General features: G+C 71.6%; 17 protein-coding genes. 12 read left to right on the forward strand and 5 right to left on the reverse strand.

Annotation, left to right across the window (positions count from 1 at the left end; all coding sequences use genetic code 11):
* The first annotated feature begins 93 nt into the window (after window positions 1-93).
* Both ACIQK6_RS32705 and ACIQK6_RS32710 read left to right on the forward strand, forming a co-directional pair.
* Window positions 94-1572: an aldehyde dehydrogenase gene (locus tag ACIQK6_RS32705; protein ID WP_329102467.1), complete on the forward strand. Its 1479-nt coding sequence runs from the start codon at window positions 94-96 to the stop codon at window positions 1570-1572.
* Window positions 1572-1805 carry a ferredoxin gene (locus tag ACIQK6_RS32710; protein ID WP_328790616.1) on the forward strand — a complete coding sequence of 78 codons (234 nt, stop codon included), beginning with the start codon at window positions 1572-1574 and terminating at the stop codon, window positions 1803-1805. The genes ACIQK6_RS32705 and ACIQK6_RS32710 overlap by 1 nt, the downstream gene beginning before the upstream one ends.
* A gap of 161 nt (window positions 1806-1966) precedes the next feature.
* Here ACIQK6_RS32710 and ACIQK6_RS32715 read toward each other — a convergent pair whose 3' ends face one another.
* A complete protein-coding gene (locus ACIQK6_RS32715; RefSeq protein ID WP_402696254.1) occupies window positions 1967-3427 on the reverse strand; it encodes an MFS transporter in 1461 nt (486 codons plus the stop codon).
* Between the two features lie 120 nt (window positions 3428-3547).
* Here ACIQK6_RS32715 and ACIQK6_RS32720 point away from each other — a divergent pair, with 120 nt between their 5' ends.
* A complete protein-coding gene (locus tag ACIQK6_RS32720; RefSeq protein WP_402696256.1) occupies window positions 3548-3961 on the forward strand; it encodes a MarR family winged helix-turn-helix transcriptional regulator in 414 nt (137 codons plus the stop codon).
* Window positions 3962-4124: 163 nt separating this feature from the next.
* Here ACIQK6_RS32720 and ACIQK6_RS32725 read toward each other — a convergent pair whose 3' ends face one another.
* The gene (locus ACIQK6_RS32725; protein WP_329102474.1) at window positions 4125-4580 is read right to left on the reverse strand and encodes a helix-turn-helix domain-containing protein; all 456 of its coding nucleotides are present in this window, start codon (window positions 4578-4580) and stop codon (window positions 4125-4127) included.
* Window positions 4581-4676: 96 nt separating this feature from the next.
* On the opposite strand from ACIQK6_RS32725, the gene ACIQK6_RS32730 reads away from it, so the two are divergent.
* The gene (locus tag ACIQK6_RS32730) at window positions 4677-5522 is read left to right on the forward strand and encodes an alpha/beta hydrolase (protein ID WP_329102475.1); all 846 of its coding nucleotides are present in this window, start codon (window positions 4677-4679) and stop codon (window positions 5520-5522) included.
* A 39-nt stretch (window positions 5523-5561) separates the two neighbouring features.
* On the opposite strand, the gene ACIQK6_RS32735 is transcribed toward ACIQK6_RS32730, so the two are convergent.
* A complete protein-coding gene (locus tag ACIQK6_RS32735) occupies window positions 5562-6185 on the reverse strand; it encodes a TetR family transcriptional regulator (RefSeq protein ID WP_329102477.1) in 624 nt (207 codons plus the stop codon).
* Between the two features lie 228 nt (window positions 6186-6413).
* Between ACIQK6_RS32735 and ACIQK6_RS32740 the strand changes: the two genes are divergently transcribed.
* From ACIQK6_RS32740 to ACIQK6_RS32750, 3 genes are all read left to right on the forward strand, one after another.
* Entirely contained in the window at window positions 6414-7730 is a 1317-nt protein-coding gene (locus ACIQK6_RS32740; RefSeq protein ID WP_402696259.1) for a glycosyltransferase family 4 protein, read from the forward strand.
* A gap of 74 nt (window positions 7731-7804) precedes the next feature.
* Window positions 7805-8539: a class I SAM-dependent methyltransferase gene (locus tag ACIQK6_RS32745; protein WP_329102479.1), complete on the forward strand. Its 735-nt coding sequence runs from the start codon at window positions 7805-7807 to the stop codon at window positions 8537-8539.
* Window positions 8536-9618 carry a prenyltransferase gene (locus ACIQK6_RS32750; protein ID WP_329102480.1) on the forward strand — a complete coding sequence of 361 codons (1083 nt, stop codon included), beginning with the start codon at window positions 8536-8538 and terminating at the stop codon, window positions 9616-9618. The genes ACIQK6_RS32745 and ACIQK6_RS32750 overlap by 4 nt, the downstream gene beginning before the upstream one ends.
* Before the next feature lie 13 nt (window positions 9619-9631).
* Here the strand turns inward: ACIQK6_RS32750 and ACIQK6_RS32755 are convergent, their stop codons facing one another.
* Entirely contained in the window at window positions 9632-9934 is a 303-nt protein-coding gene (locus tag ACIQK6_RS32755; protein WP_329102482.1) for a hypothetical protein, read from the reverse strand.
* 178 nt (window positions 9935-10112) lie between these two features.
* Between ACIQK6_RS32755 and ACIQK6_RS32760 the strand changes: the two genes are divergently transcribed.
* A complete protein-coding gene (locus ACIQK6_RS32760; protein ID WP_402696349.1) occupies window positions 10113-10682 on the forward strand; it encodes a hypothetical protein in 570 nt (189 codons plus the stop codon).
* 530 nt (window positions 10683-11212) lie between these two features.
* Here the strand turns inward: ACIQK6_RS32760 and ileS are convergent.
* On the reverse strand, window positions 11213-14371 hold the full coding sequence (gene ileS, locus ACIQK6_RS32765; protein ID WP_402696261.1) for an isoleucine--tRNA ligase: 3159 nt from the start codon (window positions 14369-14371) through the stop codon (window positions 11213-11215).
* A gap of 600 nt (window positions 14372-14971) precedes the next feature.
* Between ileS and ACIQK6_RS32770 the strand changes: the two genes are divergently transcribed.
* From ACIQK6_RS32770 to ACIQK6_RS32785, 4 genes are all read left to right on the forward strand, one after another.
* Window positions 14972-15688: a TraR/DksA C4-type zinc finger protein gene (locus tag ACIQK6_RS32770; protein ID WP_329102922.1), complete on the forward strand. Its 717-nt coding sequence runs from the start codon at window positions 14972-14974 to the stop codon at window positions 15686-15688.
* A 148-nt stretch (window positions 15689-15836) separates the two neighbouring features.
* Entirely contained in the window at window positions 15837-16397 is a 561-nt protein-coding gene (gene lspA / locus ACIQK6_RS32775) for a signal peptidase II (RefSeq protein WP_329102924.1), read from the forward strand.
* Between the two features lie 41 nt (window positions 16398-16438).
* Window positions 16439-17380 carry an RluA family pseudouridine synthase gene (locus tag ACIQK6_RS32780; RefSeq protein ID WP_329102926.1) on the forward strand — a complete coding sequence of 314 codons (942 nt, stop codon included), beginning with the start codon at window positions 16439-16441 and terminating at the stop codon, window positions 17378-17380.
* Entirely contained in the window at window positions 17377-17868 is a 492-nt protein-coding gene (locus ACIQK6_RS32785) for a GNAT family N-acetyltransferase (protein ID WP_402696264.1), read from the forward strand. The genes ACIQK6_RS32780 and ACIQK6_RS32785 overlap by 4 nt, the downstream gene beginning before the upstream one ends.
* Window positions 17869-17875 lie beyond the last annotated feature (7 nt).

Genomic DNA, 17875 nt, shown 5'->3' on the forward strand with positions numbered 1-17875 from the left:
CGCCGCACTGACGGAGGTTCAGTCCTGGCCGTGGACTCCTCTAACTAGAACTGGTATCAGTTCTGGAACGCCAAGCCGCAGGAGGCCTCAGCCATGACCGAGCTCGTGGAACACGGAAAGCTGTTCATCGGCGGGGAGTGGACGGATCCGCTGGGCACCGACACGATCCGGATCGTCTCCCCCCACACCGAGCAGGTCATCGGCTCCGTCCCGCACGCCTCGAAGGCTGACGTCGACCGCGCCGTCGCCGTCGCGCGCACGGCGTTCGACGAGGGGCCCTGGCCGCGGATGAGCCTGGACGAGCGGATCGCCGTCGTCTCCCGGATCAAGGACGCCATCGCCGTCCGGCACGAGGAGATAGCCCGCTCGATCAGCTCCCAGAACGGCTCCCCTTACTCCTGGAGCGTCCTCGCCCAGGCGCTCGGCCCGATGATGGTCTACGACGCCGCGATCACGGTCGCCCGCGCCTACCCGTACGAGGAGCACCGCCAGGGCGTGCTCGGCCCGATCCTGGTGCGCCGGGAGCCGGTGGGCGTGGTCGCCGCGGTCATTCCGTGGAACGTCCCGCAGTTCGTGGCGGCGGCCAAGCTGGCGCCTGCCCTCCTGACCGGCTCGACGGTGATCCTCAAGCCGTCGCCCGAGGCGCCGCTCGACTCCTACATCCTCGCCGACATCGCGCGCGAGGCCGGGCTCCCCGAGGGCGTGCTGTCGATCCTGCCCGCCGACCGCGAGGTCAGCGAGTACCTGGTCGGGCACCCCGGCATCGACAAGGTCTCCTTCACCGGTTCGGTCGCGGCCGGCAAGCGCGTGATGGAGGTCGCCGCGCGCAACCTCACCCGCGTCACCCTCGAACTCGGGGGCAAGTCGGCCGCCGTGGTCCTCCCGGACGCCGACGTGGAGACCGCGGTCGCCGGGATCGTGCCCGCGGCCTGGATGAACAACGGTCAGGCCTGCGTCGCCCAGACCCGCATCCTCGCTCCCCGCAGCCAGTACGAGGAGGTGGCCGAGGCCCTCGCGGCGGCGGCCGGCGCGCTGGTCGTCGGCGACCCGCTCGACCCGGCGACCCAACTCGGCCCGCTCGTGGCGAAGCGGCAGCAGCAGCGCTCGCTGGACTACATCCGCATCGGGCAGGAGGAGGGCGCGAAGGTCCTGGCGGGCGGCGGCCGTCCGGCGGGCCTGGAGCAGGGCTGGTACGTGGAGCCCACCCTCTTCGGTGACGTCGACAACTCCATGCGGATCGCGCGCGAGGAGATCTTCGGCCCGGTCGTCTGCCTGATCCCCTACGGGGACGAGGCCGAGGCGGTACGGGTGGCCAACGACTCGGAGTTCGGCCTCAGCGGCAGCGTCTGGACCGCCGACATCGAGCGCGGCATCGACTTCGCCCGCCGGATCCGCACCGGCACCTTCAATGTGAACACCTTCAGCCTGGACATGCTGGGGCCGTTCGGCGGCTACAAGAACAGCGGCCTGGGGCGGGAGTTCGGCCCCGAGGGCCTGAGCGAGTACCTGGAACACAAGATGATCCACCTTCCGGCGACGTATGCAGCGGGCGCCGCCGAGGCGGGTGCCTGATGGGGGACCGCTGGCAGGTCGAGGTGGACCGGGGGGTCTGCATCGGCTCGGGCATGTGCGTGAACCACGCCCCGGACGGCTTCGTCCTGGACACGGCGCGCCAGTCCCACCCGCGCACCGCCGAGTCGGACGCGAACGAGCCGATCCTCACGGCTGCGGAGGGCTGCCCGGTGGAGGCCATCATGATCACCCTGGCGACGACGGGCGAACCGGTCTTCCCGCCGGAGGAATGACCGCGGACGGGGAGCGGGACCCCGGCAGCCGGTGAGCCGGTGGCGGTGAGCCGGTGAGCAGGCGGCTGGCGACCCGGTAGCCAGTCGCCCGGCTACCGGAGTCCCGTTTCGTCGCAGGGGCCGGTGCGTGCAGCCGGGTACGACCGGCCCTGCGGTCGCCCTCAGGCGTCGGCGCCTTCGGGAGCGCGGGTCAGCGACCGCAGCACGAGCGCGATCACGACGGCGGTGCCGGAGCACACGGTCAGGGCCAGGAAGCCGTTGCCGACACCCGCGGTGGTCGCGTCCGCGACCGAACCGCCGTCGTCGAGACGGCCGTCGACCGAGGTGGCGAGGACGGTGCCGATGACGGCGATGCCGAGGGCGGCGCCGGTCTCGTTGAAGGTGTTGAGCAGGCCGGAGCCGACACCGGACTCCGCCACCTCGACGTGCGAGGTGCCGATGGCGAAGAGCGGGACGTAGCAGGCGGGCAGACCGGCGCCGATCACGGCCAGCGCGAACGCGGTGAGCGCGACGCTGCTGGTGCCGGCCGCAAGGATGCCCGTGCCGACCACGTGCAGGGCCGCCCCGGCCGCGTACGTTCCGCCCGGGCCCAGGCCGTTGACCAGTGACGGCGCGACCAGCGCGACCACGAGGGCGGCCAGGCCCATGGGGAGCAGTGAGAGGCCGGTGACGAAGGCGCTCATCTCGTGGACCCGCTGGAAGTACATGCTGGCCAGGAAGGAGCTGCTGATCATCACGGCGGCCACGAGGAGCAGGCCGACGCTGGACAGCCAGTAGGTGGGCTTGCGCAGCAGGTGCAGCGGGAGCAGCGGGTCGACCCGGCCGATCTCCATGAACGTGACCGCGGCGAGCAGGACCGCGGCGGCGCCGATGCTGATCCAGGCGTTCCGGTCGCCGAACCCCTCGTGCAGTCGGATCAGTCCGAAGGACAGGGCGGCCAGTCCGGCGGTGGACACGATCGCCGACGGCAGCCGCAGCTTGCGGCCGCTGCTCGTGTCGAGGGCGGGCATGCTGCGCAGGGCGCCGATGCCGGCCGCGATGCTGACCGGGATGTTGATCAGGAAGGCCCAGCGCCAGCTGATCGCCGTGACGATGAGCCCGCCGAGCACCACGCCGATGGTCGCGCCGATCACGCCGAGGCCGCTCCAGGCGGTCAGTGCGATCTTGCGCTGCTCCTCGTCCTGGTAGACCGCCAAGATGATCGACAGGGCGGCGGCGGAAAGCAGTGCGGCTCCGGCGCCCTGGACGGCGCGGCCCACGACGAGCAGTTCCTGGTTGCCCGCGATGCCGCAGAGCACGGAGGCCACGGCGAAGACGGTGAGGCCGGTGAGGAAGGTGCGGCGGCGTCCGAGGACGTCCGAGACGCGCCCACCGAAGAGCAGCAGGCTGCCGAGCACCAGGACGTACCCGCTGATCGTCCACTGCAGGGCCGTCTGATCCGCGGGCAGCTGTGCCCCGATCGAGGGCAGGGCCACGTTCACGACCGTCGAGTCCAGCATGACCATCAACTGGGCGACGCCGACCACCACCAGAGTGGTCCAGGCGGCCTTGCCGGGGGCCCGTGCGGGTGTTCCCGCCGCGTCATGCTCGGCCGTTCGGGGCGCCAGCGTCTGCTCGGTCACCACGTCTCCTTCGTCCGTCGTCTGCGCTAAATGATTTATGCGCATGCATCAATTGAGCTCGGACAGTACATGTATGCGTATGCATCGACAAGGCGAGGTGGCGAACCTACGATGAGGAACGTGGCAGAAACAGCAGCTCTCACCGACCGCTGGGTGGCCGTGACCCGCGCCTGTGCGCAGATCAACCAGGCCGCCGAGCGCGTGCTGGCCGAGCGCCACGGCCTGTGCGCCAGCGCCTTCGAGATCATGGACGTGATGGCGCGCGCCGACGACTGGATCCGGGCGGGGGAGCTCAGTTCCCGCGCGTCCCGCAGCCAGCCCCAGGTCTCGCGCCTGGTGGCCCAGATGGTCGGTGCGGGCTATGTCGAGCGAAAGCCGTGCTCCAGCGACCGGCGGGGGTTCGACGTCCGGCTCACGGCGTCCGGCCGGGAGCTCTTCTCGCAGTCCGTCGTCACCATGGAGGCGGTGCTGAGCGAGGTGGCCGAAACCAGCGCAGAGGTGCGGGACGTCATGGGGCTGACCGCCGACCGCTGACTGTTGGCACTGGCGGCTGGCTGTTGGTGCTGGCCGATGGTCGTTGAGCTCTAGTCGTTGTCCGCTGAGCGTGGGTCGCCGACTGCTGGCCGGCGCTCGTGCGTCGGGCCGTGCGCCGGCCTCGTTGGTTTTCCCCCGGGGCCCTACCGCCCGCGCGGCCCGCTCAGGGGCGGGTCGTGCGGCCCGGTCGGCTCGTGATGTTCGTGGGGCCGAGGCGCGCGCCGCACCGGTCGCAGAGCTGGTGGGTGTCGGGACCGCCGCCGCAGCCCGTGTGTTCGATGACCACCGGAGGCCCGTCCACCTCCGGGTAGTAGCGGTCGCCCCATTGCATCAGGTGGTTCAGGGCGGGCCACAGGGCCAGGCCCTTCGCCGTCAGGACGTAGTCGAAGCGTTCCGGCCGGGTCTGGTACGGACGTCGCTCCAGCACGCCCTCGGCCTCCAGTCGGCGCAGCCGGTCGGTCAGGACGCTGCGGGTGATGCCGAGTTCGCCCTGGAGCGCGTCGAAGCGCCGGTGGCCCTGCATGACGCTGCGCACGATCAGCAGCGACCAGCGTTCGCCGATCACCTCGAGGGCGCGGGCGATGGAACACACCTGGGTCTCGTAATCGCGGGCGAGCATGGGTCGAGCATACCTAGTGGGTCGCGTGAAGCGACTCTCCTGGGCTAGGGTCGATCGAGTTAGTTGCTTCATCAGACTCACTGTAAGGGGAGCAGCATGTCCGCGTACCTGTCCGACTCGGCGCAGACCTCGTACGTCCAGGGCCCGACCACCCGCTTCGCCTACCGCCGGTTCGGCACCGGCCGCGGGGTGCCGCTGGTGCTGGCCCTGCGGTTCCGCGGGACCGTCGACCACTGGGACCCCGCCTTCCTGGAGGTCCTGGCGGCCGCGCGGGACGTCATCGTCTTCGACAACGCCGGCTGCGGCCTCTCCTCGGGCCGGACCCCGGACACCATCGCCGCGATGGCCGAGGGGGCCGTCGAGTTCATCGAGGCGCTGGGTCTGCCGCGGGTGGACCTGCTGGGCTGGTCGATGGGGGGCGCGGTCGTGCAGGCCGTCGCACTGCGGCGCCCGGAGCTCGTCCGGCGGCTCGTCGTGGCCGCGAGCGGCCCTGGTGGCGTTCCCGACACCCCGGCGGCGCCGGACCGGGTGTGGGAGGTCGCGGGGAAGCCCGTCAACGACGACGAGGACTTCCTCTACCTCTTCTTCCCCGACACCCCGGCCGCGCGCGCCGCCGGTCTGGCCTCGCTGCGCCGCCTCGACACCCGGCTCGGCGCATCCGCAGCCACCGTGCGCCCCGAGGGCGTCGGCGCGCAGGCCGCCGCGCTCGGCCGGTGGGGACGGGGGGAGGGCGCCGCTTGGGAGCGGCTCGGGGAGATCGCACACCCGGTGCTAGCGGCGGCCGGGGCCCACGACGTCATGGTCCACGCGTACGCCACGTACGCCATGTCCCAGCGGCTGGCGGACTCGAAGGTCGTCATCTACGGGGACGCCGGACACGGCTTCCTGTTCCAGCACCCCGAGGAGTTCGGGGGCGAGGTCCTCCGCTTCCTGGCGGAGTGAGTCGGGGGTCCGCCGCGACCCGGCTCCGGAGCGGCGGCTTCAGGCCTTTTCCGGAGACGTCAGGTCGATCAGGCGGCACACCGTTTCGATGTCGATCTTGACCTGGGCGATCGACGCGCGGCCGGAAAGCCACGTGATCAGCGCCGAGTGCCAGGTGTGCTCGATGACCCGGACCGCCGACAGCTGCTCCGCCGTCGGCGGCTTCTCCAGGCCCATCGCGTCCAGGATGATCGCCGTGGTCAGTCGGGACACCGTGTCCACCTCGGGGCTCACGCTCCGGTCCGCGAACGTCAGTGCCCGCACCATCGCGTCGGCCAGCTGCGGCTCCCGCTGGAGGGCGCGGAAGGCCCGCATCAGGGTCTCCGCGACCCGCGTCGCGGGATCGTCCCCGGCCGGCGGGCGCTTGCGCAGCGTGGTGTGCATGTGCTGGAGCTGGTCCTGCATGGTGGCGACCAACAGGTGCACCTTGGAGGGGAAGTAGCGGTAGAGCGTGCCCAGGGCGACGCCCGCCGCCTCCGCGACCTCGCGCATCTGGACGGCGTCGAATCCGCCCCTGCTGGCCAGCTGGGCGCTGGCGTGCAGAATCCGGCGGCGGCGGGCCTCCTGGCGCTCCGTCAGGGGAGGCGACGCCGATGTGGTGACGGCCTTCACTTCCGCTGTCATGGCTCCCGTTCCGTGTCGTTCCGTGTCGTTGCGCGGGCTGAATCCGGGCTGGTCCGCGGCCAGCATGGCAGGCGCCGGAGCCGTGGCGCGAATCACCTGCTCCGCCTCTTACGGTGTAGTTTCCGGCCGGTAGATTCAATGGTCTTCGACGGATCAAGTCTGAAACTTGTTCTACATTATCCGAGCGGTTACGCTCCGGCGAAAGTTGCAGGGAGAAGGGGGCCGAGAGTGACCGCTGAGGCCATGGTGACGAGCCCTTTCGCGGGTTCCGCCGCCGACGGCGACCGCCCGCTGCGCATCGCACTCCTCACCTATAAGGGGAACCCGTTCTGCGGCGGCCAGGGCGTCTACGTCCGCCACCTCGCGCGCGAACTCGTCCAACTGGGGCACGCCGTCGAGGTCATCGGCGCGCAGCCCTACCCCGTGCTCGACACCGGCGCCACGCTCACCGAGCTCCCGAGCCTGGACCTGTACCGCAGCCCGGATCCCTTCCGTACGCCGAAGCGCGACGAGTACCGGGACTGGATCGACGCCGTCGAGGTCGCCACCATGTGGACCGGCGGCTTCCCCGAGCCTCTGACGTTCTCGCTGCGCGCCCGCCGTCACCTGGCCGCGCGCGCCGGTGACTTCGACGTCATCCACGACAACCAGACGCTCGGGTACGGCCTCCTCGCCGACCTCGGCGCCCCGCTGGTCACCACGATCCACCACCCCATCACCGTCGACCGCCAGCTCGACCTCGACGCCGCGCAGGGCCGGCTGAAGCGGGCCTCCGTGCGGCGCTGGTACGGCTTCACCCGCATGCAGGGCCGCGTCGCCCGCCGACTGCCGTCCGTGCTCACCGTCTCCGGGTCCTCCAAGCAGGAGATCGCCCAGCACCTGGGCGTCCGGGACGAGCGCATCCACGTCGTGCACATCGGCGCCGACACCGACCTGTGGTCGCCGGACCCGTCCGTCGCCGAGGTACCGGGCCGCATCGTCACCACCTCCAGCGCCGACGTGCCGCTCAAGGGGCTCGTGTACCTCGTCGAGGCGCTCGCGAAGCTGCGCACCGAGCAGCCGCAGGCGCACCTCGTCGTCGTCGGCAAGCGCGCCGAGCAGGGGCCCGTCGCCCGCGCCATCGAGACGTACGGCCTCCAGGACGCGGTCCGCTTCGTCAAGGGCATCACCGACGCCGAGCTCGTCGACCTCTACCGCAGCGCGCAGATCGCCTGCGTGCCCTCCCTCTACGAAGGCTTCTCGCTCCCGGCCGCCGAAGCCATGGCCACCGGCACCCCGCTCGTCGCCACCACCGGCGGCGCGATCCCCGAGGTCGCCGGACCCGACGGTGAGACCTGCCTCGCGGTGCCCCCGGGCGACGCGGGCGCGCTGGCCGGCGCGCTGGGCCGGGTGCTGGGCGATCCGGAGCTGCGGGCCCGCCTCGGCGCCGCCGGGCGCGAACGGGTCCTGACCCGGTTCACCTGGGCCGCGGCCGCCCGCGGCACCGTCGCGCACTACCGCGCCGCCATCGAGCAGGCCGCCGCCCCTACCCGCCGGGCGCGCTGACCTCCTGCCCCTTCTGCTTGCACCGCTTCCTCCCCATCCCCGAACAACCCCCGCGACCGCGAAGGCAGGACCCCGTGCTGACCGTCGATTTCTCCCGGTTCCCGCTCGCCGCAGGCGACCGCGTACTCGACCTGGGCTGCGGCGCAGGCCGGCACGCCTTCGAGTGCTACCGGAGAGGCGCCCAGGTGGTCGCCGTCGACCGCAACGGCGAGGAGATCCGCGAGGTCGCCAAGTGGTTCGCCGCGATGAAGGAGGCCGGTGAGGCCCCCGCCGGGGCCACCGCCACCGCCATGGAGGGCGACGCGCTCGCCCTGCCCTTCCCCGACGACTCCTTCGACGTCGTCATCATCTCCGAGGTGATGGAGCACATCCCCGACGACAAGGGCGTGCTCGCCGAGATGGTCCGCGTGCTCAAGCCCGGCGGGCGCATCGCCATCACCGTGCCGCGCTACGGCCCCGAGAAGATCTGCTGGGCGCTCTCCGACGCCTACCACGAGGTCGAGGGCGGCCACATCCGCATATACAAGGCGGACGAGCTGCTCGGCAAGATGAAGGCCGCGGGCCTCAAGCCGTACGGCACCCACCACGCGCACGGGCTGCACTCCCCGTACTGGTGGCTCAAGTGCGCCTTCGGCGTCGACAACGACAAGGCACTGCCCGTCAAGGCGTACCACAAGCTCCTGGTCTGGGACATCATGAAGAAGCCGCTGGCCACACGGCTCGCCGAGCAGGCCCTGAACCCGCTCATAGGAAAGAGCTTCGTGGCGTACGCGACCAAGCCCCACCTCCCCGTCAGCGCGGCCCAGTGAGCTCGCCGGGGCGCACCGAACACCTGGTCCTGGACGGCGTGCTGACGGCCGAGGAAGCCGCCCTGACGGTGGCGGGGATCCTCGCCGCGCAGCGCGCCGACGGCGCCATACCGTGGTTCCGCGGGCACCACCTCGACCCGTGGGACCACACCGAGGCCGCGATGGCGCTCGACGCGGCCGGCGAGCACGAGGCGGCGGAGCGCGCCTACGCGTGGCTGGCCCGGCACCAGAACCAGGACGGTTCCTGGTACGCGGCCTACGCCGACCGGCCGGACGGCGTGGACACCGCGGAGCCGCAGGACGCGAGCCGCGAGAGCAACTTCACCGCGTACATAGCCGTCGGCGTGTGGCACCACTACCTCTCCACCGGCGACGACACCTTCCTCGACCGCATGTGGCCGGCCGTCTACGCGGCCGTGGAGTGCGTCCTGACGCTCCAGCAGCCCGGCGGCGAGATCGGCTGGAAGCGGGAGGCGGACGGCACGGCCGTCACCGACGCCCTCCTCACCGGCTCCTCCTCCATCCACCAGGCGCTGCGCTGCGCGCTGGCCATCGCCGAGCACCGCGAGGAACCGCAGCCCGACTGGGAGCTCGCGGCGGGCGCGCTGCGGCACGCCATCCGGCGGCACCCGGAGCGGTTCCTCGACAAGAACCACTACTCGATGGACTGGTACTACCCGGTCCTCGGCGGGGCCCTGACCGGCTCGGAGGCCAAAGCGCGCATCGACGGGCGCTGGGACGAGTTCGTGGTCCCGGACCTGGGCGTGCGCTGCGTGCTGCCCAACCCGTGGGTGACGGGCGGCGAGTCCTGCGAGCTGGCGCTCGCGCTGTGGGCGACGGGCGAGTCGGACCGGGCGCTGGAGATCCTGCGCTCGATCACCCACCTGCGCGCCGACAACGGCATGTACTGGACGGGGTACGTGTTCCAGGACGAGGCCGTCTGGCCGGTGGAGCAGACCACCTGGACGGCCGGGTCGCTGCTGCTCGCCGTCGCGGCGCTCGGCGGGGACGAGGCCACCACCGAGGTGTTCGGCGGGACCTCGCTCCCGTCCGGGCTGGAGCCGGACTGCTGCGGGTGACCTGGCGGTCGGCTCAGCGGCGGTAGAGCCAGCCGGCCACGGCGTGGCCGATGAGGAGGTAGGCCACGGCGGCGATGCCGTAGCCGACCACGACCTGGACCCATGCGCGGCCGAAGGTGAACAGGTCGTAGGACCAGGCCGCGAGCCAGGAGGCGACGTCGTGGACGAGGTCGACCAGGGCGTTGCCCTGGTTGGCCTCCAGCAGGAAGAGCAGGATCCAGAGTCCGATGACGAAGGCGAGCACGTCCGCCACCAGTGCGACGGCGCGGCCTGCCTGACTGCTTCCCCGGGTGCGTACTCGTGTGTGAGTGCTCATGCGGCGCGTGTTGCCGCCTTGACGGGTCGTAAACCCGAACGGGTCCTCCCGGCTGGTGGAGCCGGGGGACCGGGGCGAGGCTGCGGGAGACGCCTCATTCCCGGAGGAAACCGTGCCCGTACCCACGACCGTCCGATTCCGCCGCGCCCTCGCCGCCGTGGTGCTGTCCACCGCGCTGATGGTCGGTGCCACCGCATGCGGCAGTAGCGGCAACGGCCCGCGCGAGGAGCTCTCCGCCGCGTCGATGGGGGAGCTGGCCGCGCTCGCGGCGGCGGAGCCCGCCGCCGTCGAGGCCGACGAACTGGCCGCCCCGACGCCGTCGCCCAGCACCTCCGCGGAGAAGCAGAAGTTCGCCAAGACGCGCTTCGTCGCCAACGCGGGCCTCGCGGCCGGTGCGACGTACCAGTGGATCGTCAAGCCGTACCGCGCGGGCAAGTTCAAGAAGGGCGCCAAGGGCCGCACCTTCGCGCTGATCAAGGCGGGCCTGGCGGGCGCGTTCGCGTACAACCGGCTCAAGGCGGCGGCCGAGAACGCCAAGGGCGACCCGCTGCTGGCGAAGGCGGTGGCCCCGCTCACGGCGGGCATCGAGTCCCTGAAGGGCCTCGGCAGCAAGCTGCGCAAGGGGCAGGCGGGTGACGGTGACATCGACGCCTTCGACAGTGTCATCAACAGTGTGAAGGAAGCGGGCCAGAGTGCGGGTGCGACGGTGACGGACAAGGTCCCGAGCGTGTCCCAGCTGGGCGGCTAGCCCTTGCCCTGGCCGGGCCGTTGCCCTGGCCGGGCCGTTGCCCTGGCCGGGCGGTGCGGTCCCGTTCCGGGTGCGGGCCGGTGGCCGCGCCTCAATCGCCGGCGGGGCTGGGTTTGGCTTCGGGTGGGGCGGGGCCCCTCCGGGGGCTCTCCTCGGCTCGCGCCAGGCGGCCGTGGTCCTGCCGTTCGGCCTGGGTTGCGCGCTCGTCCTGCGGGGAGCCCCCGGAGTGTCCCCGCCCCACGGCCCGGTGTGAGGCGGCCGGGGTGGGGGTGTGGGGACGGTGGGGGGTGTCCCCGCAGGACGAGCGCGCAACCGCCGGGTACGGCCGAGATGGCCCGTCAGGCGCGAGCCGAGGAGACACCCCCCGGCGGCCCCGCACCCCCGCCCCCCGGTCCCGACCCCGCCCAGGGGGCCAAACCCAGCCCCGCCGGCGCTTGAGGCGCGGGGGCTCGGGGGCGGAGCCCCAGGACACGTCGGGGTAGACGAAAGCGGCCCGCCCCCCGGGAGGGGACGGGCCGCTCGGGGCCGGGCTAGGCCTTGCGGAGGCGGAACGTCAGGCCGAGGGGCTCGTCCGTGAACGGGTCACCGAACGTGCCGTCGGCCTCGCCGGACGCGAAGTCCGTCGCCAGGACCTCGTCCGCGATCAGCGCCGCGTGGTCCGTCAGGGCCTTGCCGACCTCCGGGTCCGCGGAGGACCAGCGGAGCGCGATGCGGTCCGCCACGTCGAGGCCGGAGTTCTTCCGGGCTTCCTGGATCAGGCGGATCGCGTCACGGGCCAGGCCCGCCAGCCGCAGCTCCGGGGTGATCTCCAAGTCCAGGGCGACCGTCGCGCCCGAGTCGGACGCCACCGACCAGCCCTCGCGCGGGGTCTCCGTGATGATGACCTCCTCGGGCGACAGGGAGATCTCCTCACCGTTCAGCGAGATCATCGCCGAGCCGGACCGCAGGGCCAGGGACAGCGCCGCCGCATCGGCCGAGGCCACCGCCTTCGCCACGTCCTGGACGCCCTTGCCGAAGCGCTTGCCCAGCGCCCGGAAGTTCGCCTTCGCCGTGGTGTCCACCAGCGACCCGCCGACCTCCGACAGGGAGGCCAGGGAGGAGACGTTCAGCTCCTCCGTGATCTGGGCCTGGAGCTCGGGTGAGAGCGCGTCGAAGCCCACCGCGCCGACCAGCGCGCGCGACAGCGGCTGGCGGGTCTTGACGCCCGACTCGGCACGCGTCGCCCGGCCCAGCTCCACCAGGCGGCGGACCAGCTGCATCTGCTGGGAGAGGGTCGGGTCGATCGCCGAGGTGTCCGCGACCGGCCACGTCGAGAGGTGGACCGACTCCGGGGCGTCCGGGGTGACCGGGACGACCATGTCCTGCCAGACCCGCTCCGTGATGAACGGGGTCAGCGGGGCGAGCAGCCGCGTCACCGTCTCGACCACGTCGTGGAGGGTCCGCAGCGCGGCCGCGTCGCCCTGCCAGAAGCGGCGGCGCGAGCGGCGGACGTACCAGTTGGACAGGTCGTCCACGAACGCGGAGAGGAGCTTGCCCGCGCGCTGGGTGTCGTACGACTCCATCGCCTCGGTGACCTCGGCGACGAGCGCGTGGAGCTCCGAGAGCAGCCACCGGTCGAGGACCGTGCGGTCGGCCGGGGCCGGGTCGGAGGCGGACGGCGCCCAGTTCGACGTGCGGGCGTATAGGGCCTGGAAGGCGACCGTGTTCCAGTACGTGAGGAGGGTCTTGCGGACGACCTCCTGGATCGTGCCGTGGCCCACGCGCCGCGCCGCCCACGGGGAGCCGCCGGCCGCCATGAACCAGCGCACCGCGTCCGCGCCGTGCTGGTCCATGAGCGCGATCGGCTCCAGGGTGTTGCCCAGGTGCTTGGACATCTTGCGGCCGTCCTCGGCGAGGATGTGGCCCAGGCAGACCACGTTCTCGTAGGAGGACTTGTCGAAGACGAGGGTGCCGACCGCCATCAGCGTGTAGAACCAGCCGCGCGTCTGGTCGATGGCCTCCGAGATGAACTGCGCCGGATAGCGCTTCTCGAAGATCTCCTTGTTCTTGTGCGGGTAGCCCCACTGCGCGAACGGCATCGAGCCCGAGTCGTACCAGGCGTCGATGACCTCCGGCACGCGGACCGCTTCGAGCGAGCAGCCCTCGTGCGTGCAGGTGAAGGTGACCTCGTCGATGTAGGGGCGGTGCGGGTCCAGGCCGGAGACGTCCGTGCCCGTCAGCTCGCTCAGCTCCGCGCGCGAGCCGACGCAGGTGAGGTGGTTCTCCTCGCAGCGCCAGATCGGCAGCGGGGTGCCCCAGTACCGGTTGCGGGACAGCGCCCAGTCGATGTTGTTGTTCAGCCAGTCGCCGAAGCGGCCCTGCTTGACCGAGTCGGGGAACCAGTTCGTCTTCTCGTTCTCCCGCAGCATCGCGTCCTTGACGGCGGTGGTGCGGATGTACCAGGACGGCTGCGCGTAGTAGAGCAGGGCCGTGTGGCAGCGCCAGCAGTGCGGGTAGCTGTGCTCGTAGGCGATGTGCTTGAAGAGCAGGCCGCGCGCGTCGAGGTCGGCGGTCAGCTTCTCGTCGGCCTTCTTGAAGAAGACGCCGCCGACCAGCGGGACGTCCTCCTCGAAGGTGCCGTCGGGGCGGACCGGGTTCACGACGGGCAGGCCGTACGCACGGCAGACCGCGAGGTCGTCGGCGCCGAAGGCGGGGGACTGGTGGACCAGACCGGTGCCGTCCTCGGTCGTGACGTACTCGGCGTTCACGACGTAGTGGGCGGGCTCGGGGAACTCCACCAGGGAGAACGGGCGCTCGTACGTCCAGCGCTCCATCTCCTTGCCCGTGAAGGTCTGGCCGGTGGCCTCCCAGCCCTCGCCCAGGGGCTTCTCCAGCAGCGGCTGGGCGACGACCAGCTTCTCTGATTCCTCGCCGCCGGTACGGCGGACGACGACGTACGTGACCTCGGGGTGGGCGGCGACGGCCGTGTTGGACACCAGGGTCCACGGGGTCGTCGTCCACACCAGCAGCGCGGCTTCGCCGGCGAGCGGGCCGGAGGTCAGCGGGAAGCGGACGTAGACCGAGGGGTCCACGACCGTCTCGTAGCCCTGGGCGAGCTCGTGGTCCGAGAGGCCGGTGCCGCAGCGGGGGCACCAGGGGGCGACGCGGTGGTCCTGGGTGAGCAGGCCCTTGTTGAAGATCTCCTTCAGCGACCACCACACGGACTCGACGTACTCGGGGTCCATGGTCCGGTAGGCGTCGTCCAGGTCGACCCAGTAGCCCATCCGGGTCGTGAGCTCGGTGAACGCGTCGGTGTGGCGGGTCACGGACTCGCGGCACTTGGCGTTGAACTCGGCGATGCCGTACGCCTCGATGTCCTGCTTGCCGTTGAAGCCCAGCTCCTTCTCGACGGCGAGCTCGACGGGCAGGCCGTGGCAGTCCCAGCCGGCCTTGCGGGCCACGTGGTAGCCGCGCATGGTGCGGAAGCGGGGGAAGACGTCCTTGAAGACGCGGGCCTCGATGTGGTGGGCGCCGGGCATGCCGTTCGCGGTGGGCGGGCCCTCGTAGAAGACCCACTCGGGGCGGCCCTCGGACTGCTCCAGGGTCTTGGCGAAGGTCTTGCTCTCGCGCCAGAAGTCGAGGACGGCGTGTTCGAGGGCAGGCAGGTCGACCTGGGCGGGTACCGGGCGGTACTGCGGCGGTGTGGTCATGAGGCTGAACTCTTCCTCCGGCGGGGTGTCAATTCCGTCCGGAGGGACGAGAGCACTGCTGCTCCCGCGGTACCACCCTCCTTGGCCGCCGGACGGATCCGGTGGCCCCCTCATTGGGGTGCGAAGCCGGTTCTACTCGCCGTACGGGGATCCCGTGCGGGCTTTCTTCCGGCGGCTCAGGGGTGATCCTTCACATCGCGCTCGCCCCCGGGCTCTCACCGTCCCCGGGTCGCTCCTGGCTGCGTACGACGCTACTCGTCCCCGTCCATGCCTTTCGCTGGGCCCAGTGTACGGGCCCGGGGGGCGCACGGCCGACCGGTTTACGGGGCCCCGTGCGGGGGCCGCAGGCCCAGCGTGGCGGCGCCCCGGGAAGGGGCCGCGGGCGACCCCGGCGCGCCGCCGGAGCAACCCGAATGGGCCTGCGGTGCCGCTTCCGACTCGGGTGGGGCGGGAGTGGCGGATTACCAGGGCTCCTGATGGGCACAACGGATGCAGGTTGACCTCGATGGATGCGTGCCCCGTTGCCGCGGGGCCGGTGTCGATTTATCGTTCCGGCACGATTCACGAGCAAAGATCACAGTATGTGAAGGGGTCGCGGCCATGGTGGCGAAGAAGACCGCCGGGAGTACTGCCCAGAAGGCTGTCGGGAAGGCCGCTGGGAAGGCGGCGGTCTCCGAGGACGCGGCTCCCGCCAAGAAGGCGACCGCCGTCAAGAAGACGACCGCTGTCAAGAAGACGACCGCCGTCGAGAAGCGGACGGCCACGGCCAAGAAGGCCGTGGCCGAGGGGGCGGCACCTGCCGCGAAGAAGACGGGAGTCCGGAAAGTGGTTGCCAAGAAGAGCGCGGGTACGGCGAGGAAGACGGCCGCGGCCGCCACCAGCGGACTCCCCAAGGCGCGGGCCACGGCGGCCCCGGCCCCCGGCGAGCTCGCCGTACGGCCGGGGGAGGACCCCTGGACCTCCAAGGAGGTCGAGGACGCCCGTGCGGAGCTCCTGGCGGAGGTGTTGCGGCTGCGGGCCGAGCTGGACGCCTCGGAGGCCGCGATCTCCGGCCTGATGCGGGACTCCGGGGACGGCGCGGGTGACGACCAGGCCGACACGGGTACGAAGAACATCACCCGCGAGTCGGAGCTGGCGCTCGCGGCGAACGCCACCTCGATGCTGGAGCAGACCGAGCGGGCCCTGGAACGGCTGGAGGCGGGCACGTACGGCCTCTGCGAGAACTGCGGGCAGCCCATCGGCAAGGCCAGGATGCAGGCCTTCCCCCGGGCCACGCTGTGCGTGGACTGCAAGCAGAAGCAGGAACGGCGCCACTAGGCAGTCTCTTCCGGCCGACAAGATCCGGAAGAGACGGCCTAGACCGGCCGGGGAGAGGTGGGGCGGGCGCCGCGCGGGGGCCCTGACGTACCCTCGTGTCCGTCAGGGTCCAGGAGGAGCCTGGTTCGAGCTAGTTCGAGGGACTCACGTGACAGAGGCGGAGCGCATCATCGGTACGCCCGAGGTCGGGGACGACACCCAGCCGGAGTCCGCCGGGCCCAAGGGGCGCCGTCGGATCACGGCTCTGCTCGTCGTGGCGGTGCTCGCCTACCTGCTCGACCTCGGCAGCAAGATGCTGGTCGTGGCGAAGCTGGAGCACCAGCCGCCGATCGAGATCATCGGTGACCTGCTGAAGTTCGAGGCGGTCCGCAATCCGGGCGCCGCCTTCGGCTTCGGCGAGGCCTTCACCATCATCTTCACCTGCATCGCGGCTTCGGTGATCGTGGTGATCGTGCGGCTCGCCCGCAAGCTCTACAGCCTGCCGTGGGCGATCGCCCTGGGCCTGCTGCTGGGCGGCGCGCTGGGCAACCTGACCGACCGGATCTTCCGTTCGCCGGGCGTGTTCCGGGGCGCGGTCGTCGACTTCATCGCGCCCGCTCACTTCGCCGTCTTCAACCTCGCGGACTCGGCGATCGTGTGCGGCGGCATCCTGATCGTCCTGCTGTCCTTCAAGGGTCTGGACCCGGACGGGACCGTCCACAAGGACTGATCGCGGGACGGCCCGTCCGCCCCGTCCGGCATACTCGACGGGTGAGTACGATTCCCGAGATCCGCACCCTGCCCGTTCCCGATGGCCTCGAGGGCGAGCGCGTCGACGCCGCCATCGCCCGTATGTTCGGTTTCTCCCGGACGAAGGCGGCCGAAATCGCGGCTGCGGGAAAGGTGACGGTCGACGGCAGCGTCGTCGGGAAGTCCGAGCGCGTGCACGGTGGCGCCTGGCTCGAAGTCGAGATGCCCGCGCCGCCGCGCCCCGTCGAGCTCGTGGCCGAGCCCGTTCCCGGCATGGAGATCGTCCATGATGACGATGACATCGTCGTCATCATGAAGCCGGTGGGCGTCGCCGCCCACCCGAGCCCCGGCTGGACCGGCACCACCGTCATCGGTGGCCTCGCCGCGGCCGGCTACCGCATCTCCACCTCCGGTGCGTCCGAGCGCCAGGGCATCGTGCACCGCCTCGACGTCGGCACGTCCGGCCTGATGGCCGTCGCGAAGTCGGAGCGCGCCTACACCTCGCTCAAGAACCAGTTCCGCGAGCGGATCGTCGACAAGCGTTACCACGCGCTGGTACAGGGCCACCCGGACCCGATGAGCGGCACGATCGACGCGCCGATCGGCCGCCACCCCAGCGCGGACTACAAGTGGGCCGTGATCCAGGACGGCAAGGCGTCCGTCACCCACTACGACCTGATCGAGGCCTTCCGAGCCGCCTCGCTGCTCGACATCAAGCTGGAGACGGGGCGCACGCACCAGATCCGCGTGCACATGTCCGCGCACCGGCACCCCTGCGTCGGCGACCTGACCTACGGCGCCGACCCGACCGTCGCCAAGCGGCTCGGCCTCACCCGGCAGTGGCTGCACGCGGTGCGCCTCGGCTTCGAGCACCCGTCGGACGGGCAGTGGGTCGAGTTCGAGAGCACCTACCCGGCGGACCTGCAGCACGCGCTGGACGTGATCCGGGCGGAGAGCGAGTGACCTCGCCGGCCGAGGGCGCGGTCGAGGCCGTCGTCGAGGTGCGGGTCGCGGCCTCGGAGGAGGACCTGAAGTCCTGCTTCGCGGTGCGGGCCGAGGTCTTCGTGGTCGAACAGTCGGTACCGGAGTCGATCGAGTACGACGCGTACGACGCGGACGCGGTGCACGTCCTGGCCGTGGGCGGGGACGGGGTGCCGCTGGGCACCGGGCGGCTGCTGCACGGGGACGCGGCGCTGGCGAAGACCGGCGACCCGGCCGTCGGCTCGCTCGGCCGGCTCGCCGTCACCCGGTCCGCGCGCGGGTTGGGCGTCGGTGTGGCGCTGGTCCGCGCGATCGAGGCGGAAGCGGCCCGTCGGGGCCTGACGGCGGTCGACCTGGGCGCGCAGACGCATGCGCTGGGCTTCTACGAGCGGCTCGGCTACGTGGCCTACGGCCCGGAGTTCCAGGACGCGGGCATCCCACACCGCGCGATGCGCCGCCCCCTCCCGTAGCCGTTCA

The sequence above is a fragment of the Streptomyces sp. NPDC091682 genome, assembly GCF_044756625.1.
Lineage (GTDB): Bacteria > Actinomycetota > Actinomycetes > Streptomycetales > Streptomycetaceae > Streptomyces.